The sequence below is a fragment of the Lyngbya sp. CCY1209 genome, from assembly GCF_035615495.1.
Lineage (GTDB): Bacteria > Cyanobacteriota > Cyanobacteriia > Cyanobacteriales > Microcoleaceae > Limnospira.
In genome coordinates this window covers 1-17,872 of record NZ_JAJENU010000171.1, presented here as the reverse complement: position 1 = coordinate 17,872, position 17,872 = coordinate 1, and the positions used below count along the sequence as shown (strand labels likewise).

Genomic DNA, 17,872 nt, shown 5'->3' with positions numbered 1-17,872 from the left:
GCAACTCCCAGCATATGGAAGGGGTGCATCAGGATGTTGTGCTCGGCTTGGAACACCAACATGAAGTTGAAGGTTCCGGAGATACCCAGGGGCATCCCGTCGGAGAAGGAACCCTGTCCGATGGGGTAGATCAGGAAGACTGCGGTCGCAGCACTCAGGGGAGCGCTGTAGGCGACGCAGATCCAGGGACGCATACCCAAACGGTAGCTCAACTCCCACTGACGACCCATGTAGCAGCAGATGCCGATGAAGAAGTGGAAGATGATCAACTGGTAGGGACCGCCGTTGTAGAGCCACTCATCCAAGCTGGCCGCTTCCCAGATCGGGTAGAAGTGCAGGCCGATCGCGTTGGAGGAAGGAACAACAGCACCGGAGATGATGTTGTTGCCGTACAACAGAGAACCGGCGACGGGTTCGCGGATACCGTCGATATCCACGGGAGGGGCCGCGACGAACGCGATGATGTAGCAGACGGTCGCGGTCAGCAGGGTGGGGATCATCAGCACGCCGAACCAGCCCACATAGAGGCGGTTGTTGGTGGAGGTGACCCAACTGCAAAACCGTTCCCACAGATTACCGCTTTCGCGTTGCTGTAAGGTGGTTGTCATGACAATTATGATTGCGTAATTGAATTTTCAAGGTACGGGGTAGCCTTATGGCTGCCTTAAAAGAAGCTTATCAGAAATAACATGGGGTGTGTCGTTTTGTAAAGATATTGTAACAAAAGATTTTCAAAACACATTCATAATATTTTCTTATAAATGTAGCCGAGAAACTCAGGAGCAAGCCGCCGAAGGAAAATGTCCCAAATTTTGAAGATCAGCCAATGTCGCTACCCCGGCGAGCGAGTCTGACCTTTCCGCCTCTCCAATGTAAAAATTGATTCACCGACCCTTTCTCTCAATCGGCAATCAGCATCGACCGAATCAGGCCAAAGCGGGTCAGTCTCTTGTCATCCGGCGGGTCGTCTTTACCGGTTGGTCATCAATGGACGGCATCTACAATTCTGCCTTCACCTACACCCAATCGCAGAGGTTTTTTATGTTATTTGATTTCAAAAAAATCCAATCCAAAATGTTGATGGGCTACAGTATTCCCGCCGCCCTATTTATTCTTTTGGGTGGCATTTCGTTCCTGAGCATAAACCAAATATCCGGCGTTTTTTCTCAAGTAGAAGAAAATCAACAGTCGAAGGCAACCAGCGAATCAATGTCTCTGGGATTTGCCCGAATGGTGTCCGCTTTTCGCGGGTACATGATCTTTGGGACGCAAGAACTGGTCAATGAATATGAAAATGGAGAAGATACATTTCGGAGGGCAGTCGAAGAAGTGGACGACCTCTATTTATTACTGGAAGAAGAACAAACGGAGCGACTGCAAGAAATGATTTTACTACAGGAGCAGTGGACTCAATGGAGTCGAAGGCCTTTGAGTCTGGCTCGGGAGGGACAGCTAGAGGAAGCCCTTCAAATCGTCCGTCGAGAAGAAGGAAAAGATTTTGTCGATCGCTTCCGGGAATTGAGCGTGGAATTTAATCAAGCTCAAGACCAGCAGTTAACCGCATCCACTGATCGCGCCAGGAGAGCGATCGACTGGCTCAGTTGGATGATTTTTATCGGCACGATTTTGTGCCTTGTGTCCGCCCTCGCCGCCGCGTTCTTAATTTCGTCAAGTATCACGAGAACCCTCAATCAGACGGCAACCATCATCGCCTCTTCCGCCAGCCAGATGGCTTCGACGGTGGAGGAACAGGAGCGAATTATCAGCCAGCAAGCCGCCTCCGTCAATCAAACCACCGCTTCCATGAACGAGTTGGGTGCCTCCTCCAAAACCACCGCCGAACAGGCTGAGTCTTCCGCATCCGGCGCCCGCCAAGTTTTGGAGTTGGCTGAATCGTCTTCAGCCGGCGCCCGCCAAGTTTTGAACCTGGCCGAAGACGGGATAAAAATCGTCGATCAAACCCTGGACGGAATGTCCGTCCTCAAAGAAAAAGTCGGCGCGATCGCCCAACAAATTACCCGCCTGAGCGAACAAACCGAACAGATCGGCAGTATCACCAACCTCGTCAGCGACCTCGCAAACCAGACCAATATGTTAGCCCTCAACGCCGCCGTCGAAGCCGTCCGCGCCGGAGAACACGGCAAGGGATTCGGCGTCGTCGCCTCGGAAATTCGCAAGTTAGCGGATGAAAGTAAAAAATCCACCGAAAAAATTAATTCCCTCATCATCGGCATCCAAACGGCTATCAATTCCACGGTTATGGTGACGGAAGAAGGAACCAAAACTGCAGACACGGGAATCAATCTTTCCCAGGAGACGGCCGCGGCATTCACCAACGTCGCCAAGGCGATCGAAGAGGTAATTTTGGGGAACCAGCAGACCTCTTTAAATGCCATCAACGATATCGTATTGAACGCCCAACAAATCTCCCTGAGCTCCCAACAGCAAGCCCGGGCGATCGAGCAAGTTGTGGAGGCGATGAACACCTTGAATCAGGTGGCGAACCAGACGACATCGGGCATCGCCCAAACCAAAATTGGTATTCAACAGTTGAACGAGACGGCCCAGGATCTCAAAGCGATCGTCTGAAATCTCCCGCCTTTTGTACTTTTTCGCCCGAAAAACTGATGGAAAATTTGTTCGATTTGCCGCCGGAACTCCCACCTCGGGAGTTGTTTGAATCCCTCGTCGATCGCGATCGCATCCGCATCGAACGCATCCTCTCCACCGGACAATCCACGCCCCCCGGTCAGTGGTACGATCAAGATCGGGATGAGTGGGTCGTTTTGCTGCAAGGAAATGCCACCCTCTCCTATTTTGACGGTTCCACGGTGACGCTGCGATCGGGGGACTATCTTTTGATTCCGGCCCACCAAAAACACCGCGTTGAGTCCACCAGTGCCGATCCCCCCTGCATTTGGCTGGCCGTCCACTGGGTCAATTGAGAGAAGGTTGCGATAAAATGGAGCTATTCGTGCCCGAGCCAGCTTATCGATCGGCTCCCGATCGGCTCCCGACCCGAACCCGCGATTCGCGAAGCGCACCGATCGCAGCTCAGATCAATTGTGGAAAATTTGGTGATTCTCAATCTGTGATGGATGCATAATTTTGAGGCAAAAAAAATTAACTCGTCAGATCATTTGACCCGATTTTGCCTCTCATTTCTATCGCGGTTGTGCCGATTTTGACTGGCTATAATCGCCAATATTCATAAACCCTTGGAAACTGCCACGACCATCACACAAAATTATGGCTATTAATTATGTCCTGGAATTATCGCCGACTGCAACAACGATTGGCCGCACACAACTGGAAAGAAGCGGATTTGGAAACCCGACGTTTGATGTTGGCGATCGCGGAAGCGGACCGGCGAGAAGAACAGTTGCTCACCCAACACGACCTCGAAAATTTCTCCTGCAAGGCGTTGAAAAATATCGATAAATTATGGAGGGCTTACAGCCAAGGAAATTTCGGATTTACTGTCGTTTATAAACTCTACCGCCAAGCCGGGGGAGATTACTCCAAACTCGCTGAAATGGTGGGTTGGCGGGAGGGAGATAAATGGCTGGTCTACGACGAGTTGAATTTCACCATCGACGCCCCCCCCGGACATCTGCCCGTCGCCTGGTTGGTCCCCGTCAAATTTGACATCTATTGGTCTACCCGTTTCGCCGGCCCTGCTTGGCGACTATTGTTGACTCGAATTCAAAAATGTTTTTACACTCAAAATCGCTGAGGGTTTTGGGGGTTGACAACGGGGGATGGGAAATTGTATAATTGATGTCGATGAGGAAGAACTGGGCATCGAATTGATTTTTTGTTCAACCCAGCGAAAACCGACCTGAAATCATCCCCGATCGCGGGCTGCAGCCGCCGTCTGGAAAAACTCGGCATACTGCAAATGTCCCCCCGGAAACGCCACGTTCAGCATCAGCGGATCGTCGGTATCGCGGGGATCGCCGGGTCCCTCGACGACCCGAGCATTTCCCTGTTCATCGGCATCTAATTTCAGGGATTTGCGGTTTTTCACCTCGCCCCGGGAACTATCGACGTAAACGATAATATTGCCCGTATCGAACGCCCGTCCGATTGACTGAATCAGCAGCAAGAAATTGCGATCGCTCCCCCCCCGCCACGCTTCCAACTTGCCCTCAACTTCCTCAACTTGACTATTCACCGTATCGCCCACACCCACCATCAGCGGCATCTGTTCCGGGTCGAAATTCGCCTTTACCAACGCCAACAATTCATCAATCGTTCGCGGCGCTTCTCGCGCATTAAAATCCTCGCCCAGGGGATAGGTTCCCGTCCGTTGAAAATAGTAACGATTCAGCAACACCAAAACCCCGGCTTCCTTGATCGCCCCCCGCACCATGAACTGAAAATCCGTCGTCCCCGAATCCCCCGCTTTCGCCCTGCGGAGAATTTCAAAACCCCGTTCGTCCCGGCCCAAATTGGGGGCGTAGTGGACGAAAAATGAATCGTCCAAACCCTCTGTTTTCGCCATTTCCAACAATTCCTCCATCAACCCGTGCATTTCTTCCTGCAATTGGGCGTAACGTTCGGGTTGATCGTGGAGGCGATCGTAAAACGAGTTTAAATTTGCCGTGGGAGAAACCTTGTTATCCAAAACCGAAGCATCGATGCAGGTCGCCACTTCGTCGGGGGGTACAAGAGCGGGGTGGCGATCGCAAAATTGTTGCAAACGATCGCGGATGCGATGGGGGACCGCCGCCAGAAAATCCAACTCCGCATCGCTGACGCCGGGGTGAGAAACCTCCCCGTTTCGATCTTGCCACTGGACCCCGCCGCCGGCCAAACCAGGGAGGTACATCTCCCGTTTCCGAGCCAAATCGCGATCGCCGATCGCCCGTTCGATGATGCCATTCACGCCGCGAGTCCCGATGTGTTCGCCGTTCGTCAAAACGTAAAAATGGCCGTCAAAATGGCGGCTCGCATGAACGTAATCCAAACTGATAATCCGCTGCAGGGGATCTTTCACCAACCCCATGCAAACGCCATCCAAATCCTGGACGATCAAGACATTCTCAGTTTCGATCAGAACCCGGGCGAAGGCGTCGTGATCCAGGGACAGACGCTGTTCGTGAAGGCGGATTTCGGGGGAAGCGGTCATAATAATAAAATTTGAACTTCGTGGGACTAAGTGGCCCGGTCGCCAACCCAACTATACCGCCCGGTTGAGGGAAAAGGCAAAAGCCGGGGCGGGGGATATCCAGTCGATCCAGCCTTCCAACCGCCGATCGCCCGCTCCTTTCCCCGATTCCCTAATACCGACTCCCGATTCCCGCCAACTATCAATGGGAGGGTAAACTAGAATAATTATCTATATTCAGGTGGGGCAGTTGAGGCTGTTCTCGAGTGGCACCCGATCGTAAGGAAGGAGTTGTGATGCAGCGGAAGAATCCAGTCGGCTTGGCGTTAATGTCCGGAAGCAGTATTATCCTTTCAGCGTTCCTGCTGTCGGTCGATGTCGCCCGGAGTCAGCCGAGTCCCGGCGAAGTCACCCCGGCGGAGATCGAGCGGTTGGAAAACGAACTGCGCCTGCAAGAACAGGTCCAGGCGGAGGCGAACCGGATTTTCAGCCGCACCATGACGCTGTTCAACCTGTTGCTGGGGGTTCTGGCCCTGCTGTTAATTTCCGCGATCGCGGCGCTGTGGATTTTGCGGCGATCGGTGATCCGGGAAGTCACGGGGATCGTGGAAGCCCACCTCAACGAACTCGGCGACCTGGAAAATCAAATCGCCAGCGGCAACCAGAAGGTGCGGAGTTTGATGGACAGCACCGAAGCCCTGGCCGGAGATTTGAACGTCCAGGCTAAAGACTTTGAAGCGAATCTGGGAAGCCGGCGTCGGGAACTCGACACGATGTATGAGGCCGTGGTGGAGTCGCGGGAACAGACATTAGCCCAATTTGAACAACAGATCCGGGGGTTGCGGGAGGCGCGGGAACACCTCGAACAGGAGTTGAGCACCCAGATGTCCCAACTCAAGCAACAGGTGGACGAACAGGGAAATTTGGCGCAGCAGGATTTGCGGCAACTCGTCGCCAATTTGGAAAACCAATTTTCCCTGATCCAAAACGACTTGGGAGAAAAGCGCAACGGGTTGGTGCAGAAATTGGATGAATCCGCCAATCAGTTGTCGGGCGAATTGTCGGATTTGCACAGTCAAGCGCGGCGGGAACAGCAAGAAATTCTGGAGAATTTGCAACGGTTGGGGGCGGAATCGACTCGGGGACTCTCTTCGGTGCAGGATGATGTCCAGCAGCAGAAAGATGCGGTTTTGTTGAAATTGAAAGGTTCGGAAACGGAGTTCGCCACCCAGCTTTCCCAGTTGCAGCAGGAAGTCAGAAAACAGCGGGATCTGGTGTTGCAGAACCTCAGCCAGATGGAATCGGAGTTCGCGCCGCAACTCTCCGACATCCGCGACAAGGCCGAACGGGAAGCCCAGAAGAAGGTGGAAGTCGCCCTGCAGGATTTGGAACAGTTGGGGGAGACCCTGGCGACGCAACTGGCCGATGCCCAGGTGAAGATTCAAGATCGCATCCGGGAGAAATTTCAATCTCTCAAACAGCTCGAAGGCGAGTTCGCGTCCCAGGTGACGGAGGCCCAGACGGGGATTCAAAGCCAGAAAGAGCGAGTGTTGCAGGAGTTGGAAAAATTGCAAACCGACGTGGGGAATCAACTGGCTGGGTTGAAGACGGAAATCCGCGATCGCAAAGATGGCACCTTTCAAAAGTTGGATCGGTTTGAAAGTACCCTCGCCGAACAATTGAACACCCTTCAATCCGACGCGACCGGGGAAAAAGATCGGGTGGTGCAGAAGTTGATGTCGATTTATTCCGAGACGCAAACTCAGAAGGACGATATCTTGAGTCAGTTGGGGCAGTTGCAGGGTGAAGCCCAGGCGGAAAAAGAGCGGATTTTGAAGCAATTGTCGGAGATTTCTCCGACCTTTATCGCCGAATCCGCGATCGCGGAAGTCCTGCACAAGGTGGAGGCGGTTTCCGAACAGTTGGAACGGCTGAAATCGGGCAATCCGGAATTGTTTATGACGGCGGATGATTACGTCCACCAGGGCAACGCCTATTTTGCCAAGGGGGAATTTGAACGGGCGTTGGATACGTTTAATCGGGTGGTGGCTTTGAAGCCGGACGACTATCGGGCTTGGCTGAATCAGGGGATGGCCCTGAGTCGGCTGAAGCGGTTGCCGGATGCGATCGCCTCCTACGATCGCGCGCTAGAATTGAATCCCGACTACCACCAGGCCTGGGTGGATCGCGGCGTAGCCCTCGGGAAGTTGCAGCGGCACCCGGAGGCCTTTGAATCCTTTGATCGCGCCGTCAAGGTGCGCCCGGAGGACGCGGTGGCTTGGCTGAACCGGGGCATGGCTTTGGACGTGATCGACCGCTACGAAGATGCGGTGGAGTCCTTTGAACGGGCGGTACAGTTGGATTCTAACCTCGCCAAGGCCTGGAACTATCGGGGATATACGTTATTAAAGTTAGAACGGGATAAAGACGCGATCGACAGCTTCAAAAAGGCCCTGGAGGCGCAGCCCGATTATGCCGATGCGTGCTACAATTTGGCGATGGCCTACGCGATCGATCGCCAGACGGATTTGGCGACGGAATGTCTGGAACGGGCGATCGATTTGAACCCCCGATATTGGAAAGAAGCCCGCACCGATCCCAACCTGGAACGGATCGCCCGCCGGTTGCGATCGCAGACCTGAGAACCCGGTGGGGGGAAACCAGGTGTCCCCCCACGATATGGCAACTAGATTCCCCCGGTGCCCCCTGCCCGATCGAGTCGAAAAGGCGGGTAAATTTTTGTGAAGAAATGTAAAATTTGAAAATGATAGGTGACACTCCCGTTTGGACGTGCATAAACTGATAGTGTCCGGACTACTAACGTTATACATATCAATATAGCTGAGTCAGTCGCGCCGAAAATTGCTGAACTCGGGGGGGTGCATCAATGGTGAGTTTAAATCAATTTTCCCAAAGTTATTGGGAAACGGGAGTCCCGTCGGAACTCCACAACGCTCAGTCCAAAACTGAGGAACTGCAAGAACCGATCTATCAGTTTTTTATCGAACAGGTCAAACGGGAAAAAGCGGACATTGTTTTACAATTGTTTGAAACAATATTCATCAATTTTTCTCCCGAAATTCATCCAGAATTTGAGCCTTTTTTTAACTATTTTTTAGACAATAATCGCGAAGAACAATTTCGGGCTTTGCTCAAACGCACCTGCTACATTTTAATCAATAACTGGTGCGTCAGTCGGGATACAGAATTTGTCCAAAAACTGCTCGAAAAGCTGGATGAAGTAGGCGAGGGTGAAATTTTAGATGACTGCGACCCCGACCCCGATCGCGTCCGGCTGCAGGGCTGGCTAGTCAACTTCACCCGCAGTGCAGAATATCAAGAAATTCGCAAATTGACCGTCGAAAAGGGGGAGAAAAAGTGGAGCGATCGCTACAAAACCTACCTGCTGGTTTCTCAATATGCGAACCCCGAAAACTCTTGGGAACATCGGGAGGTTGCCCGCAATTTATCTCAGACCCTAAAAGATCGCTATAAATTTGAACTGGCGATGTATTTGGCGCGGTCAGAATCGCCCACTTATGATCGCCAGAATTTAAAAAATCCCACCCGCCTCGGCAAGGGAGTCATCACCCTGATCAAACAAACCGTTTCCACCCAGCGGATTTCGATTTATAAATCCCAAGCCGACCGCTTTTTAAAAGAATCAGAAAACCTGACCTACGGCAAATTCAAAAATAAACTGTACCGATATTTGACCGCCAGTTTTCATTCAATACATCCCTTTGATGTCATTGAATTTAGACTCAAAAAAATGCTGTCGGAGCGAAATCGAAGTTGGCGCGATCGCCCCCTCAACTCCAATTTGATCCTGAAAGTTTGCAACCAAGTCGTCGCATTCTTTACGGTCGAATCAGACCACACCCCCTCCCCCAACTTCCTGCTATTGATCGAGCAAAAAAATCATCTCAGCTTGGCGATCGTGCTGCTCAAAATTCTTTTGATCTGTCGCCATTCCCAAGCCCATTTGGAACTCTGCATTTCCCACCTGATTCAGTTTTACCAAGACTCCGACGAAACGGAATGTCAGCCGTTCATTCAATTTGTCGAGGTGTTTCACCTCGTTTCCACCATCTTCACCGAGAATATCCAGTACCATCTCGTCCGCCTGGACGGCGACAGTAAAGCATCCCCATCCTCCCCAGAAACCTACCGCCTCTTCTGTCAATTCAAAGGCGCCGATCTGCGAAACACCAATTTGAGGGGACTCAACCCCGCCAGCCTCGACCTGCGGGGGGCCGACCTGCGGGCGACGGACCTGACGGGGATCAACCTGATCCAACTCGACCTGCACCTGGCTAACTTCGCCGACGCCAACCTCACCCGCGCCGTTTTGAACGGTTCCAAACTCCCCGTCGTCAACTTCAAAGGCGCCAACTTGCAGGAGGCCAGCTTGGTGGGGGCCGACCTGCGGCGGGCCGACCTGGAACGGGCCGACCTGACCCAGGCCAGCCTGACCAGCGCGAGGCTGCAGCGGGCCAATTTGCGGTCAGTTTGCGCGATCGCGGCGAACTTGATGGCGGCCAGTTTGGAGTCCTGCGACCTGCAGGGGGCCGATCTCAGCCAAGCCAACCTGGAAGGCGCGCGGCTCGTCGGGGCGAACCTCGCCCACGCCAACCTGCGCGGCGCCAATTTGCGATCGGCGGATCTGCAACAGGCCCACCTGGAAGGGGCCCACCTGGAAGGGGCCGACCTGCGAGGCGCGAATTTGCGGGGAGCCGACCTGAAAGGGGCCAACTTGTACCGAGCCAATTTTTATCGGGCCGACCTGCGGGAGGGCAATCTCACCGGGGCGAATTTGCGGCGGGTGAACCTGAACCGCTCCCAATTGCAGGGAGCTGAGTTGAGGGGAACCCAGCTCCAGTGCTGCCGGTTGCGGGGGGCCGACTTGACCGGCGCCAACTTCAAATTGGCAGACCTGACCGGATCGGATCTGACCCGCGCAAACTTGAGTCGCGCCAACTTCCGCCGCGCCAATTTGAGTTCCACCTTCATCCGCCACGCCAACTTGACCGGGGCGGATTTCGGCCGGGCCCACCTGGAACAGGCCAACTTATTTGGGAGCAATATTGAGGATGCCAAACTGACGCAATCCGGGAGGCACCGATAAAAAAAGGGATGCGGTTTAGCCACATCCCCGAAGTACAAAATCGGTTGACTTTAATTTTGCCGCGCGACGGTTGCGCTGACGCGAATCGCGGGGGCGGAGGGAACCTCGATCGTCGCCACCGTTTCCCCCCGGGAAATCCCCGCTTCCCGGAACATCGGCGTCCGACTCACGGAATCATTCGCCAGGGTAAACAGGGGATTCGACAAGATCCCCGCCAGGGACGTGGCGACCACCGAGAGCACCAAACCCACCTGCAGCGGGCGCATTCCGGGCAAATTCCAGCGGATCTCCGGGTAATTCTTCACCGCGTCGGACATTTCGTGGGGTTCCTTCACCACCATCATTTTCACCACCCGGATGTAGTAGTAAATCGAAACCACGCTCGTCACCAGGCCCAGCAACACCAGGGCGTACAGCCCCGCCTGCCAGCCCGCCCAGAACAGGTAAATCTTGCCGAAAAATCCGGCCAGGGGCGGAATCCCGCCCAACGACAGCAGGCAGATGCTCAACCCCAGGGTCAGCAGGGGATCTTTCTGGTACAGTCCGCTGTATTCGCTGATCTGATCCGTACCCGTCCGCAGGGAGAACAGGATCACGCAGGTGAAACCGCCCAAGTTCATGAACAGGTACACGAACAGGTAAAATACCATGCTGGAATAGCCCGCCTCCGTCCCGGCGATCAGACCGATGATCACGAACCCCGCCTGGCCGATGGAGGAGTAGGCCAACATCCGCTTCATGCTGGTTTGGGCGAGGGCGACCACGTTCCCCAACACCATGCTGAGGATAGCCAGGGCTGTAAAGACGAACTGCCACTGTTCCGTCACCACGGGGAAGGCATTCAGCAGCAGGCGGATAGCCAGGGCGAATCCCGCTGCCTTCGATCCCACGGACAGGAACGCCACCACCGGTGTCGGCGACCCTTCGTAGACGTCGGGCGTCCACTGGTGGAAGGGGACCGCCGAAATTTTGAAGGAAATGCCCGCGATCACAAAAACCAGCGCGATCACTAGGCCCAGGGATTCCCCGGTTCCGGAGGTGGCGATCGCTTCGGCGATCGCGCTCAGGTTGGTTTCTCCGCCCGAGAGCCCGTATAGCAGGGACAATCCGTACAGGAACACCGCCCCGCTGGCCGCCCCGATCAGCAAATACTTCAGCGCCGCCTCATTGGATCGGGGGTCCCGCTTGGTGTATCCCGTCAGCATATACGAACAGATACTCAGGGTTTCCAGGGAGACGAAGATCATCACCAACTCATTCGCCCCCGACAGGAACATTCCCCCCAGGGTGGCCGTGAGCAAAATGCCGATAAATTCGGCTAGGGCCGTCCCCGTCTGTTCGACGTAGCGCACCGACATCAAAATCGTCACCGCCGCCGACAGGGCGACGATCCCCCGAAATACCACGCTCAGGGGGTCGCCGTTGAAACTGCCCAAAAAGGCGAGGGTGTCGGGACTGTTCCACTGGAAGTAGAGGGCCACGACGGAGAGCAACAGGCCCGCGATCGCGGCGTAGGGCACCCATTTGGAAGATGCCGTCCGCCCCACGATCAGATCCCCGATCAAAACCACCATCAGGGTGATCAGGACGATACTCTCTGGCAAAATCGCCCCAGCATTCAACTGGGCCGCTAGATTAGAAAAATCCATAGGTTCCCACAGCGATTAAAAGGGTTCAAAATGACGGGCGATCCGGCCTTCCGAGAAACCGACCGCCACGACAATGACCGTTTCTTAACATATGTTCAAGGATACCAGCCACCGGGGAAACTGTTCAAATTGGGGCAAGCGAGAGGCGACAGTCAATTTCTGCCGTCCTCTGTGGGGGCAACCTTATACGGTGGCCGGACAACTTCAATTCAATTCCGGTGGCCGGACAACTCCTATTTCATGTAGACGCGCCGCCGCTCGATTTGTAGTAGGTTTGGATAATACGACAATTTATCGATTAACATCAAACGAATATGATACGACGACTCAACTTCATTGAAAATTGGCGCCGCCTGTCGGTCGGGGTGGCCGCGATCGCCCTGATCTCCCTGCTGTGGGCCGCACCCGCCCGGGCGACGGGGGTCTACCAGATGCCCGACCTGGCCCCGGGCGATCGCACCTGGGTTTTGGACGAGGACGACGTTCTCAGCCGCGTCACGGAAAGCCGCCTCAACCAAAACTTCCAAAAATTGGCGGAGGAAACCGGCTACGAGGTGCGGTTCGTCACCGTCCGCCGCCTCGACTACGGCGAAACCGCCCAAAGTTTCACCGATGACCTGTTCGACAAGTGGTTTCCCACCCCGGAAGCCGGCACCAACCAGACGGTGCTGATGCTCGACACCCAGACCAACAACAGCGCCATCCACACCGGCGACGGGGTAAAATCATTACTGACCGAGGCGATCGCCGAAAGTGTCGCCGACGAAACCTTGCAGGTGCCGCTGCGGCAGGGCGACAAATATAACGAAGCCTTCGCCAACGCCGGCGATCGCCTGGTGAAAGTCCTCTCGGGAGAACCCGACCCGGGCGCCCCCGAAGTCGAAGATAATATCCGGGTCGCCAGCACGTTCAAATCGGCCGAGGAAACCGACGATCGCAGCGCCACCATCTGGGTGGTGGTAATTTTGGTCATCGCCACCGTCGCGCCGATGGCGACTTATTTTTATTTTCAACGGTCCTAGGGATGCAGTTTATCGATCGCACCGAAATTGAAGTGGAAGCCGGGAAGGGCGGCGATGGAATGGTCGCCTTTCGCCGGGAAAAATTCGTCCCCGCTGGAGGCCCTGCGGGAGGCAACGGGGGGCGAGGCGGTTCCGTGATCCTGAAACCAGTGGAACGCCTGCAAACCCTCCTGGATTTCCGCTACAACCACCGCTTTAAAGCCGAAGACGGCAAGCGGGGCGGGCCGAAAAACCGGACGGGGGCTTCGGGGAGCGATCGCGTCATCGAAGTCCCCTGCGGTACCGTTGTTTATGACGCGGAAACCGGCGAACAGATGACCGATCTCGTCGCCCCCGGCCAGGAATTCTGCGTCGCCGAGGGGGGTAAGGGCGGTTTGGGCAACCGCCACTTCCTCAGCAACCAAAATCGCGCCCCGGACTACGCCCTGCCGGGACTGCCGGGGGAGAGTCGGCGGCTGCGTTTGGAGTTAAAACTATTGGCGGAAGTGGGCATTGTCGGACTGCCCAACGCGGGCAAGTCCACCCTCATTTCCGCCCTCTCTTCCGCCCGTCCGAAGGTGGCGGACTATCCGTTTACGACCCTAATTCCCAACTTGGGAGTCGTCCGCAAACCCACCGGGGACGGCACGGTATTCGCCGATATTCCCGGACTCATCGAAGGAGCGCATTTGGGGACCGGGCTGGGACACGAGTTTTTGCGCCACATCGAGCGCACCCGTATTTTACTGCATTTGATCGACATCACGGATAGGGACCCGATCGCCAACTATCAGGTCATCCAAGGGGAGTTGAAAGCCTACGGCCGGGGATTGGAAAATCGCCCCCAAATTCTCGCCCTCAACAAAGTCGATGCGGTGGGGGAGGATGACGAAAGGCTGCAGGCGATCGCATCCCAACTGCAAGACGTGGCGGGCACCCCCGTCTTTCAAATTTCCGCCGTGGCGGGGATCGGTTTGGACCCGCTGTTGCAGGAAATTTGGCAATTCCTTGATCGCGCCGCCGCCGGCGAGATTTAAAGCATCAATCGTTATCCTGTTCTTTAGCCGGATCGCCCTCGTAGGGCTGCACTCCGGTTTCGGGATAGCGATCGTCGGTCGCCCCGAAGATGCGTTTGGCGCCGCCCCAAATGTATTCAAATATTTCTGGGATCGAATTGATGAATTTCATAAATTTTCCTCCTCTTTTTTGATCTAAAATTGACGACCAAAAGCTCGCAAATTAAAGCATAATTATTATTTTATCTTTCTCTAAATTATAATAGATTCGGCGATCGATTTCCATCTACCTTTCGAGAGAGTTCCCCCCGGCTTCCCAACTGTCGGGGCGCCGCGTCTTGCCCCGGTCGCGCGATCGTCCGTTTACCGTTTCGGAAAGGGAGACAACGAGGGGCTTAAGCCCCTTGTCGAAATCCTGACGACCAGGAAATTTCCCATCCCTACACCCTACACCCTACACCCTACCCCCTCTCGATCGCCGCTAAATCGTCACGGGAGACTCGACATAAATGTTGGGTTCTTGCATGGTGTATTGCAGCCCGAACCGCTTCAATTTATTGGTGAGCGTTTGATTGGTGGACGCCAGCAAACTCTTGCGGAGAGAAATGGCATTTTCGCTCGAACCCAAGATAAAAAATGTCACCCTGGCGCGGGTATTTCCCGTTTCTTTATATGCAAATAAGGCAATTTGAGTGCTGCCCGGATCGATGCCGAAAATCGAATCCGTGCAGTCTTTGATCGCCTGTTCTACCAACGCTTCTTCGCGATCGTCGAGGGATTGGGGAAAGTCGAGGTAGAGTAAAACCATCACTTTTTTACCCCGGCTAATATTTTCGATGTCCAATTGCATCAAAGTGGAATTGGGGATAATTGCCAGGGTTCCTTTCGCCGCGAGCCGAATTTTTGTCGATCGCAAACCGATGGATTCCACCCGCCCATAAATCCCATCCAAATCGTCGCCCCGCTTGGGAAGCCGGATGTATTCTCCCCGCACGAAGGGGCGGTCCAGACGCAAAACGATCGTCCCCAAAAGCTGCTCCAACGTCCTTTGGGCGGCAAATGCGATCGCCACGCCGCTCACGGAAACCCCCGCCAACAATGCCCCGAGGGGGAGTTGTTGACTTTGGGCGAAAGCCACCACCGCCGTAAATCCGATCAGTACATTGGCGATGGTTTCAAACACCAAAAACGTCTCGTCCACCTCCATCCCGTATTTGCGGATAATCGGAATCCCGTAAATTCGCACCAACTGGCGGAACAGCCGGGAAGTCAGCCAAGCGATGCTGACAATCAACGCCAAAATCACGAAGAAGCGGGTAAAGCGGTACAGCGCCCGGTTGTCTTCCAACCACACCGTCGAAAGGGAAATCAGGATCAAAATGCCGGTGATTCGGAAGGGTTGGGCGAGGGGATGAATGAAATTTGCCGAGATATCCTTTCCATTTTTTGGGAGCGTTTGTATCAGGAAATATTCCAGGATGTCCGGCGTGTATCGGCCGATCAGATAGGAGAGAAAGACAAACAGAAGAAAAATCAGGGGTTTGGGAATGGAATATTGCTGGATGACATCAAAAATGGGTGCGTCAGGATCGAATGGATTCCACATTTTTTTAACGGGTTAAACGGTGATCGGTGAATCGACATAAATATTTTGGTCGTCAATCTCAAATTGGATGCCGTACTGCTTCAATCTCAGGCCGATGTCCTGGCCTGCCAAGTCGAGCATCTGGCGGCGCAATTCTAAATTGCTGCGATTGGCTCCCAAAATGAAGAAGGTGACTTGGGCTTGGGTTTTGGGCTCTCCCGTGATTTCCTGCAAGTCTTTGAACGTGACATCCGTCCCCTTGGGATCGATGCCGAAGGTGTTTTTCGTACTTTCTAAAATAATTTGACGGATCAGGGCTTGTTCGTCGGAATCGACCGCCCGCTCGAAGGTCAAACCGAGGATGGAAATCACTTTCTTCGCCCCGGTATAATTTTCGATGCTGAGTTGGGTGAGGGAACTGTTGGGGACGATCATCAGGGTTCCCTTGCCGGACGTGCGAATTTTCGTCGATCGCAAACCGATGGTTTCCACCCGCCCAAAGGTGCCGTCCGGCAAGCCGATATAATCGTCTACAACAAAGGGGCGATCGAGGTATAAAACAATTCCCCCCAAAATTTGGCTGAGGGTACTTTGGGCGGCGAAGGCGACGGCGAGTCCCCCGACACCCAAACTGGCGATCAACCCGACGATGTTGATCTGGTGGGTTTCGGCAAACAGCACGATCGCCAACAGAATAATGACGCAGTTGGCGAGAATTTTCCCGACGATCAAAAACTCGCTGTTGATACCGCGCCCCCGCTTGGAGGCGACATCGATAATATATCGGTCGAAAAACTGTTTGAACAGTTCGGAAGCCAGCCAACTGGCGACGATCGCCAGGGTCAAACTGACGCCCACTTCCAACAGGGGAATGTCAATTTTATCGGGCAATGTCACCAGCAGAATTTCCCCGAACGTCAGGCCGGCGACGATCGCGATCGGCAACTTGTAATCGGCGATTATACTGAGATAACTGGCGCGACGATCGCTAGGGAACAGCCGCCCAACCGCCTCCCGGATCAGTTTGGGGACGAACCATAACCCGGCCAAAACCAGGACGGCTCCGAAAATCGCCAATCCGACGGTGAGGATGCGATCGAGGGGGAGGACGATAACATCTGGGGTGGGTTCAATCATGAACAATTTTAGAGCGACTCAGAGATAGAAATTTCCAGAATTTTGAAGATTTTCCCCATCTATTTTACCTCGAAAATCGTCGCGGTGATCGCAGAAAATGGCATCCCGAACCCGCATCGGGAGATTGGGGGGCGACGAACGGCGATCGCTTTGGCGACCCCGAAACGAGTTTGAACCGCGATCGCCCCGGACCGCATCCCCCCCGGGACAGAAATTCTCCGCCACCCCCGTCCAATCCCGATGGAGTATGGTAGGATTAAAAATTGTGGCAATTTACGAACTTTGAGAGTTTCAACCTATGGCTCTGACCCAGGAAGATAAGCAACAAATCATGGCCGAACACCAGGCCCACGAAACCGACACCGGCTCTTCGGACGTACAGGTGGCGATGCTCACCGAGCGCATCAACCGCCTCAGCACCCACCTGAAAGCCAACAAAAAGGATCACTCCTCCCGCAGAGGCCTGCTGCAGATGATCGGACGCCGGAAACGGCTGTTAGCCTACATCTACAAGCAAGATCAGCAGCGCTACCGCGCCCTGATCACCCGTTTGGGAATCCGGGGTTGATCCGAGCTCCCGCAGCTTTCGCCATCCCCCCCACAATCCACCCGTCGCACTCACAACACTATCATGTCCTCCGATCGCCCCCGCCAACGGCTTCCCTTTGAACCCGCCAAATCCCGGAAAAAGCAAGCGAATCGCGACTCGGAATCCCCCTCCGAAACGGCAAAACCGGAGAACGCAACTGCCAAAAAGCCGAGCAAACCCGCCAAAGCCAAGGAAACCCGCGCCCCCCGCCGTCAACCCAGGCGGGAAGACACGGCTATCCCGGAAGTCGTCAGCCAGCGGATGGTGTCCCGGATGGTGATTCTGTCGGGAATCCCCCTCGTCATGGCGATCGGCACCTTCGTCGGTAGCTACTTCATCGTCACCAACGAACTGTTTCCCCTCCCCAACACCGCCGTCGTCCTGGTGAGTATGGGGTGTTTCGGCCTCAGCGTCGTCGGACTCAGCTACGGCGTCCTCTCCGCCTCCTGGGATGAAAACGAAACGGGAAGTCTCGTCGGCTGGCGGGAGTTTCGGGTCAACTTCGGGCGCATGGTGGAAGCCTGGAAAGCCAATCGCCAACAAAAATCCAACAAAAATTAAGATTTAAAAATTCAAAATTTACGAGAAAAGGACGAGAGCTTGAAAGCCGTGTCTTTTTAAAGCACGGATGAAAAGCGAACGGCGACTTCAGTC

At 54.5% G+C, this 17,872-nt stretch carries 15 protein-coding genes and 1 pseudogene; 10 read left to right on the top strand and 6 right to left on the bottom strand.

Annotation, left to right across the window (positions count from 1 at the left end; translation table 11 throughout):
• Positions 1 to 608: pseudogene (locus tag LKE08_RS02500) on the bottom strand (photosystem II q(b) protein); the annotation flags it as partial.
• Positions 609 to 987: 379 nt separating this feature from the next.
• Between LKE08_RS02500 and LKE08_RS02495 the strand changes: the two are divergent.
• From LKE08_RS02495 to LKE08_RS02485, 3 genes are all read left to right on the top strand, one after another.
• Entirely contained in the window at positions 988 to 2,589 is a 1,602-nt protein-coding gene (locus LKE08_RS02495; protein WP_324702611.1) for a methyl-accepting chemotaxis protein, read from the top strand.
• A gap of 38 nt (positions 2,590 to 2,627) precedes the next feature.
• Positions 2,628 to 2,945 carry a cupin domain-containing protein gene (locus LKE08_RS02490; RefSeq protein WP_324702610.1) on the top strand — a complete coding sequence of 106 codons (318 nt, stop codon included), beginning with the start codon at positions 2,628 to 2,630 and terminating at the stop codon, positions 2,943 to 2,945.
• A gap of 317 nt (positions 2,946 to 3,262) precedes the next feature.
• Complete coding sequence (locus LKE08_RS02485) at positions 3,263 to 3,736, top strand: GUN4 domain-containing protein (protein WP_324702609.1); 474 nt, start codon at positions 3,263 to 3,265, stop codon at positions 3,734 to 3,736.
• A 111-nt stretch (positions 3,737 to 3,847) separates the two neighbouring features.
• Here LKE08_RS02485 and stpA read toward each other — a convergent pair whose 3' ends face one another.
• Positions 3,848 to 5,134 (bottom strand): glucosylglycerol 3-phosphatase, encoded by a 1,287-nt coding sequence (gene stpA / locus LKE08_RS02480; protein ID WP_324702608.1) that lies wholly within the window; start codon positions 5,132 to 5,134, stop codon positions 3,848 to 3,850.
• Between the two features lie 275 nt (positions 5,135 to 5,409).
• Here stpA and LKE08_RS02475 point away from each other — a divergent pair, with 275 nt between their 5' ends.
• The gene (locus LKE08_RS02475; protein WP_324702607.1) at positions 5,410 to 7,755 is read left to right on the top strand and encodes a tetratricopeptide repeat protein; all 2,346 of its coding nucleotides are present in this window, start codon (positions 5,410 to 5,412) and stop codon (positions 7,753 to 7,755) included.
• Between the two features lie 245 nt (positions 7,756 to 8,000).
• Positions 8,001 to 10,241, top strand: coding sequence for a pentapeptide repeat-containing protein (locus LKE08_RS02470; protein WP_324702606.1), 2,241 nt, complete (start codon positions 8,001 to 8,003; stop codon positions 10,239 to 10,241).
• 50 nt (positions 10,242 to 10,291) lie between these two features.
• Here LKE08_RS02470 and LKE08_RS02465 read toward each other — a convergent pair whose 3' ends face one another.
• Positions 10,292 to 11,890 carry an NAD(P)H-quinone oxidoreductase subunit N gene (locus LKE08_RS02465; RefSeq protein WP_324702605.1) on the bottom strand — a complete coding sequence of 533 codons (1,599 nt, stop codon included), beginning with the start codon at positions 11,888 to 11,890 and terminating at the stop codon, positions 10,292 to 10,294.
• A 314-nt stretch (positions 11,891 to 12,204) separates the two neighbouring features.
• Between LKE08_RS02465 and psb32 the strand changes: the two genes are divergently transcribed.
• Together psb32 and obgE are read left to right on the top strand one after the other, a co-directional pair.
• The gene (psb32, locus tag LKE08_RS02460) at positions 12,205 to 12,912 is read left to right on the top strand and encodes a photosystem II repair protein Psb32 (protein ID WP_324702604.1); all 708 of its coding nucleotides are present in this window, start codon (positions 12,205 to 12,207) and stop codon (positions 12,910 to 12,912) included.
• A gap of 2 nt (positions 12,913 to 12,914) precedes the next feature.
• Positions 12,915 to 13,928, top strand: coding sequence for a GTPase ObgE (gene obgE / locus LKE08_RS02455; RefSeq protein WP_324702603.1), 1,014 nt, complete (start codon positions 12,915 to 12,917; stop codon positions 13,926 to 13,928).
• 4 nt (positions 13,929 to 13,932) lie between these two features.
• On the opposite strand, the gene LKE08_RS02450 is transcribed toward obgE, so the two are convergent.
• From LKE08_RS02450 to LKE08_RS02440, 3 genes are all read right to left on the bottom strand, one after another.
• Positions 13,933 to 14,079: a hypothetical protein gene (locus tag LKE08_RS02450; RefSeq protein ID WP_324702602.1), complete on the bottom strand. Its 147-nt coding sequence runs from the start codon at positions 14,077 to 14,079 to the stop codon at positions 13,933 to 13,935.
• 309 nt (positions 14,080 to 14,388) lie between these two features.
• Entirely contained in the window at positions 14,389 to 15,513 is a 1,125-nt protein-coding gene (locus LKE08_RS02445) for a mechanosensitive ion channel domain-containing protein (protein WP_324702601.1), read from the bottom strand.
• Positions 15,514 to 15,525: 12 nt separating this feature from the next.
• Entirely contained in the window at positions 15,526 to 16,629 is a 1,104-nt protein-coding gene (locus tag LKE08_RS02440; RefSeq protein ID WP_324702600.1) for a mechanosensitive ion channel domain-containing protein, read from the bottom strand.
• Positions 16,630 to 16,726: 97 nt separating this feature from the next.
• Here LKE08_RS02440 and LKE08_RS02435 point away from each other — a divergent pair, with 97 nt between their 5' ends.
• From LKE08_RS02435 to LKE08_RS02425, 3 genes are all read left to right on the top strand, one after another.
• Complete coding sequence (locus tag LKE08_RS02435) at positions 16,727 to 16,915, top strand: hypothetical protein (RefSeq protein WP_324702599.1); 189 nt, start codon at positions 16,727 to 16,729, stop codon at positions 16,913 to 16,915.
• 12 nt (positions 16,916 to 16,927) lie between these two features.
• Positions 16,928 to 17,197, top strand: a complete 270-nt coding sequence (gene rpsO / locus LKE08_RS02430) for a 30S ribosomal protein S15 (protein ID WP_324702598.1) — start codon at positions 16,928 to 16,930, stop codon at positions 17,195 to 17,197.
• A 63-nt stretch (positions 17,198 to 17,260) separates the two neighbouring features.
• Positions 17,261 to 17,779, top strand: a complete 519-nt coding sequence (locus LKE08_RS02425) for a PAM68 family protein (RefSeq protein ID WP_324702597.1) — start codon at positions 17,261 to 17,263, stop codon at positions 17,777 to 17,779.
• Positions 17,780 to 17,872 lie beyond the last annotated feature (93 nt).

Bases quoted from the DNA above. Each gene is read 5' to 3' on its own strand.
- LKE08_RS02440 (WP_324702600.1), bottom strand. From the start codon at position 16,629: ATGATTGAACCCACCCCAGATGTTATCGTCCTCCCCCTCGATCGCATC.
- obgE (WP_324702603.1), top strand. From the start codon at position 12,915: ATGCAGTTTATCGATCGCACCGAAATTGAAGTGGAAGCCGGGAAGGGC.
- LKE08_RS02495 (WP_324702611.1), top strand. From the start codon at position 988: ATGGACGGCATCTACAATTCTGCCTTCACCTACACCCAATCGCAGAGG.
- LKE08_RS02490 (WP_324702610.1), top strand. From the start codon at position 2,628: ATGGAAAATTTGTTCGATTTGCCGCCGGAACTCCCACCTCGGGAGTTG.
- rpsO (WP_324702598.1), top strand. From the start codon at position 16,928: ATGGCTCTGACCCAGGAAGATAAGCAACAAATCATGGCCGAACACCAG.
- LKE08_RS02450 (WP_324702602.1), bottom strand. From the start codon at position 14,079: ATGAAATTCATCAATTCGATCCCAGAAATATTTGAATACATTTGGGGC.
- LKE08_RS02485 (WP_324702609.1), top strand. From the start codon at position 3,263: ATGTCCTGGAATTATCGCCGACTGCAACAACGATTGGCCGCACACAAC.
- stpA (WP_324702608.1), bottom strand. From the start codon at position 5,134: ATGACCGCTTCCCCCGAAATCCGCCTTCACGAACAGCGTCTGTCCCTG.
- LKE08_RS02475 (WP_324702607.1), top strand. From the start codon at position 5,410: ATGCAGCGGAAGAATCCAGTCGGCTTGGCGTTAATGTCCGGAAGCAGT.
- LKE08_RS02425 (WP_324702597.1), top strand. From the start codon at position 17,261: ATGTCCTCCGATCGCCCCCGCCAACGGCTTCCCTTTGAACCCGCCAAA.
- LKE08_RS02435 (WP_324702599.1), top strand. From the start codon at position 16,727: ATGGCATCCCGAACCCGCATCGGGAGATTGGGGGGCGACGAACGGCGA.
- LKE08_RS02445 (WP_324702601.1), bottom strand. From the start codon at position 15,513: ATGTGGAATCCATTCGATCCTGACGCACCCATTTTTGATGTCATCCAG.
- psb32 (WP_324702604.1), top strand. From the start codon at position 12,205: ATGATACGACGACTCAACTTCATTGAAAATTGGCGCCGCCTGTCGGTC.
- LKE08_RS02470 (WP_324702606.1), top strand. From the start codon at position 8,001: ATGGTGAGTTTAAATCAATTTTCCCAAAGTTATTGGGAAACGGGAGTC.
- LKE08_RS02465 (WP_324702605.1), bottom strand. From the start codon at position 11,890: ATGGATTTTTCTAATCTAGCGGCCCAGTTGAATGCTGGGGCGATTTTG.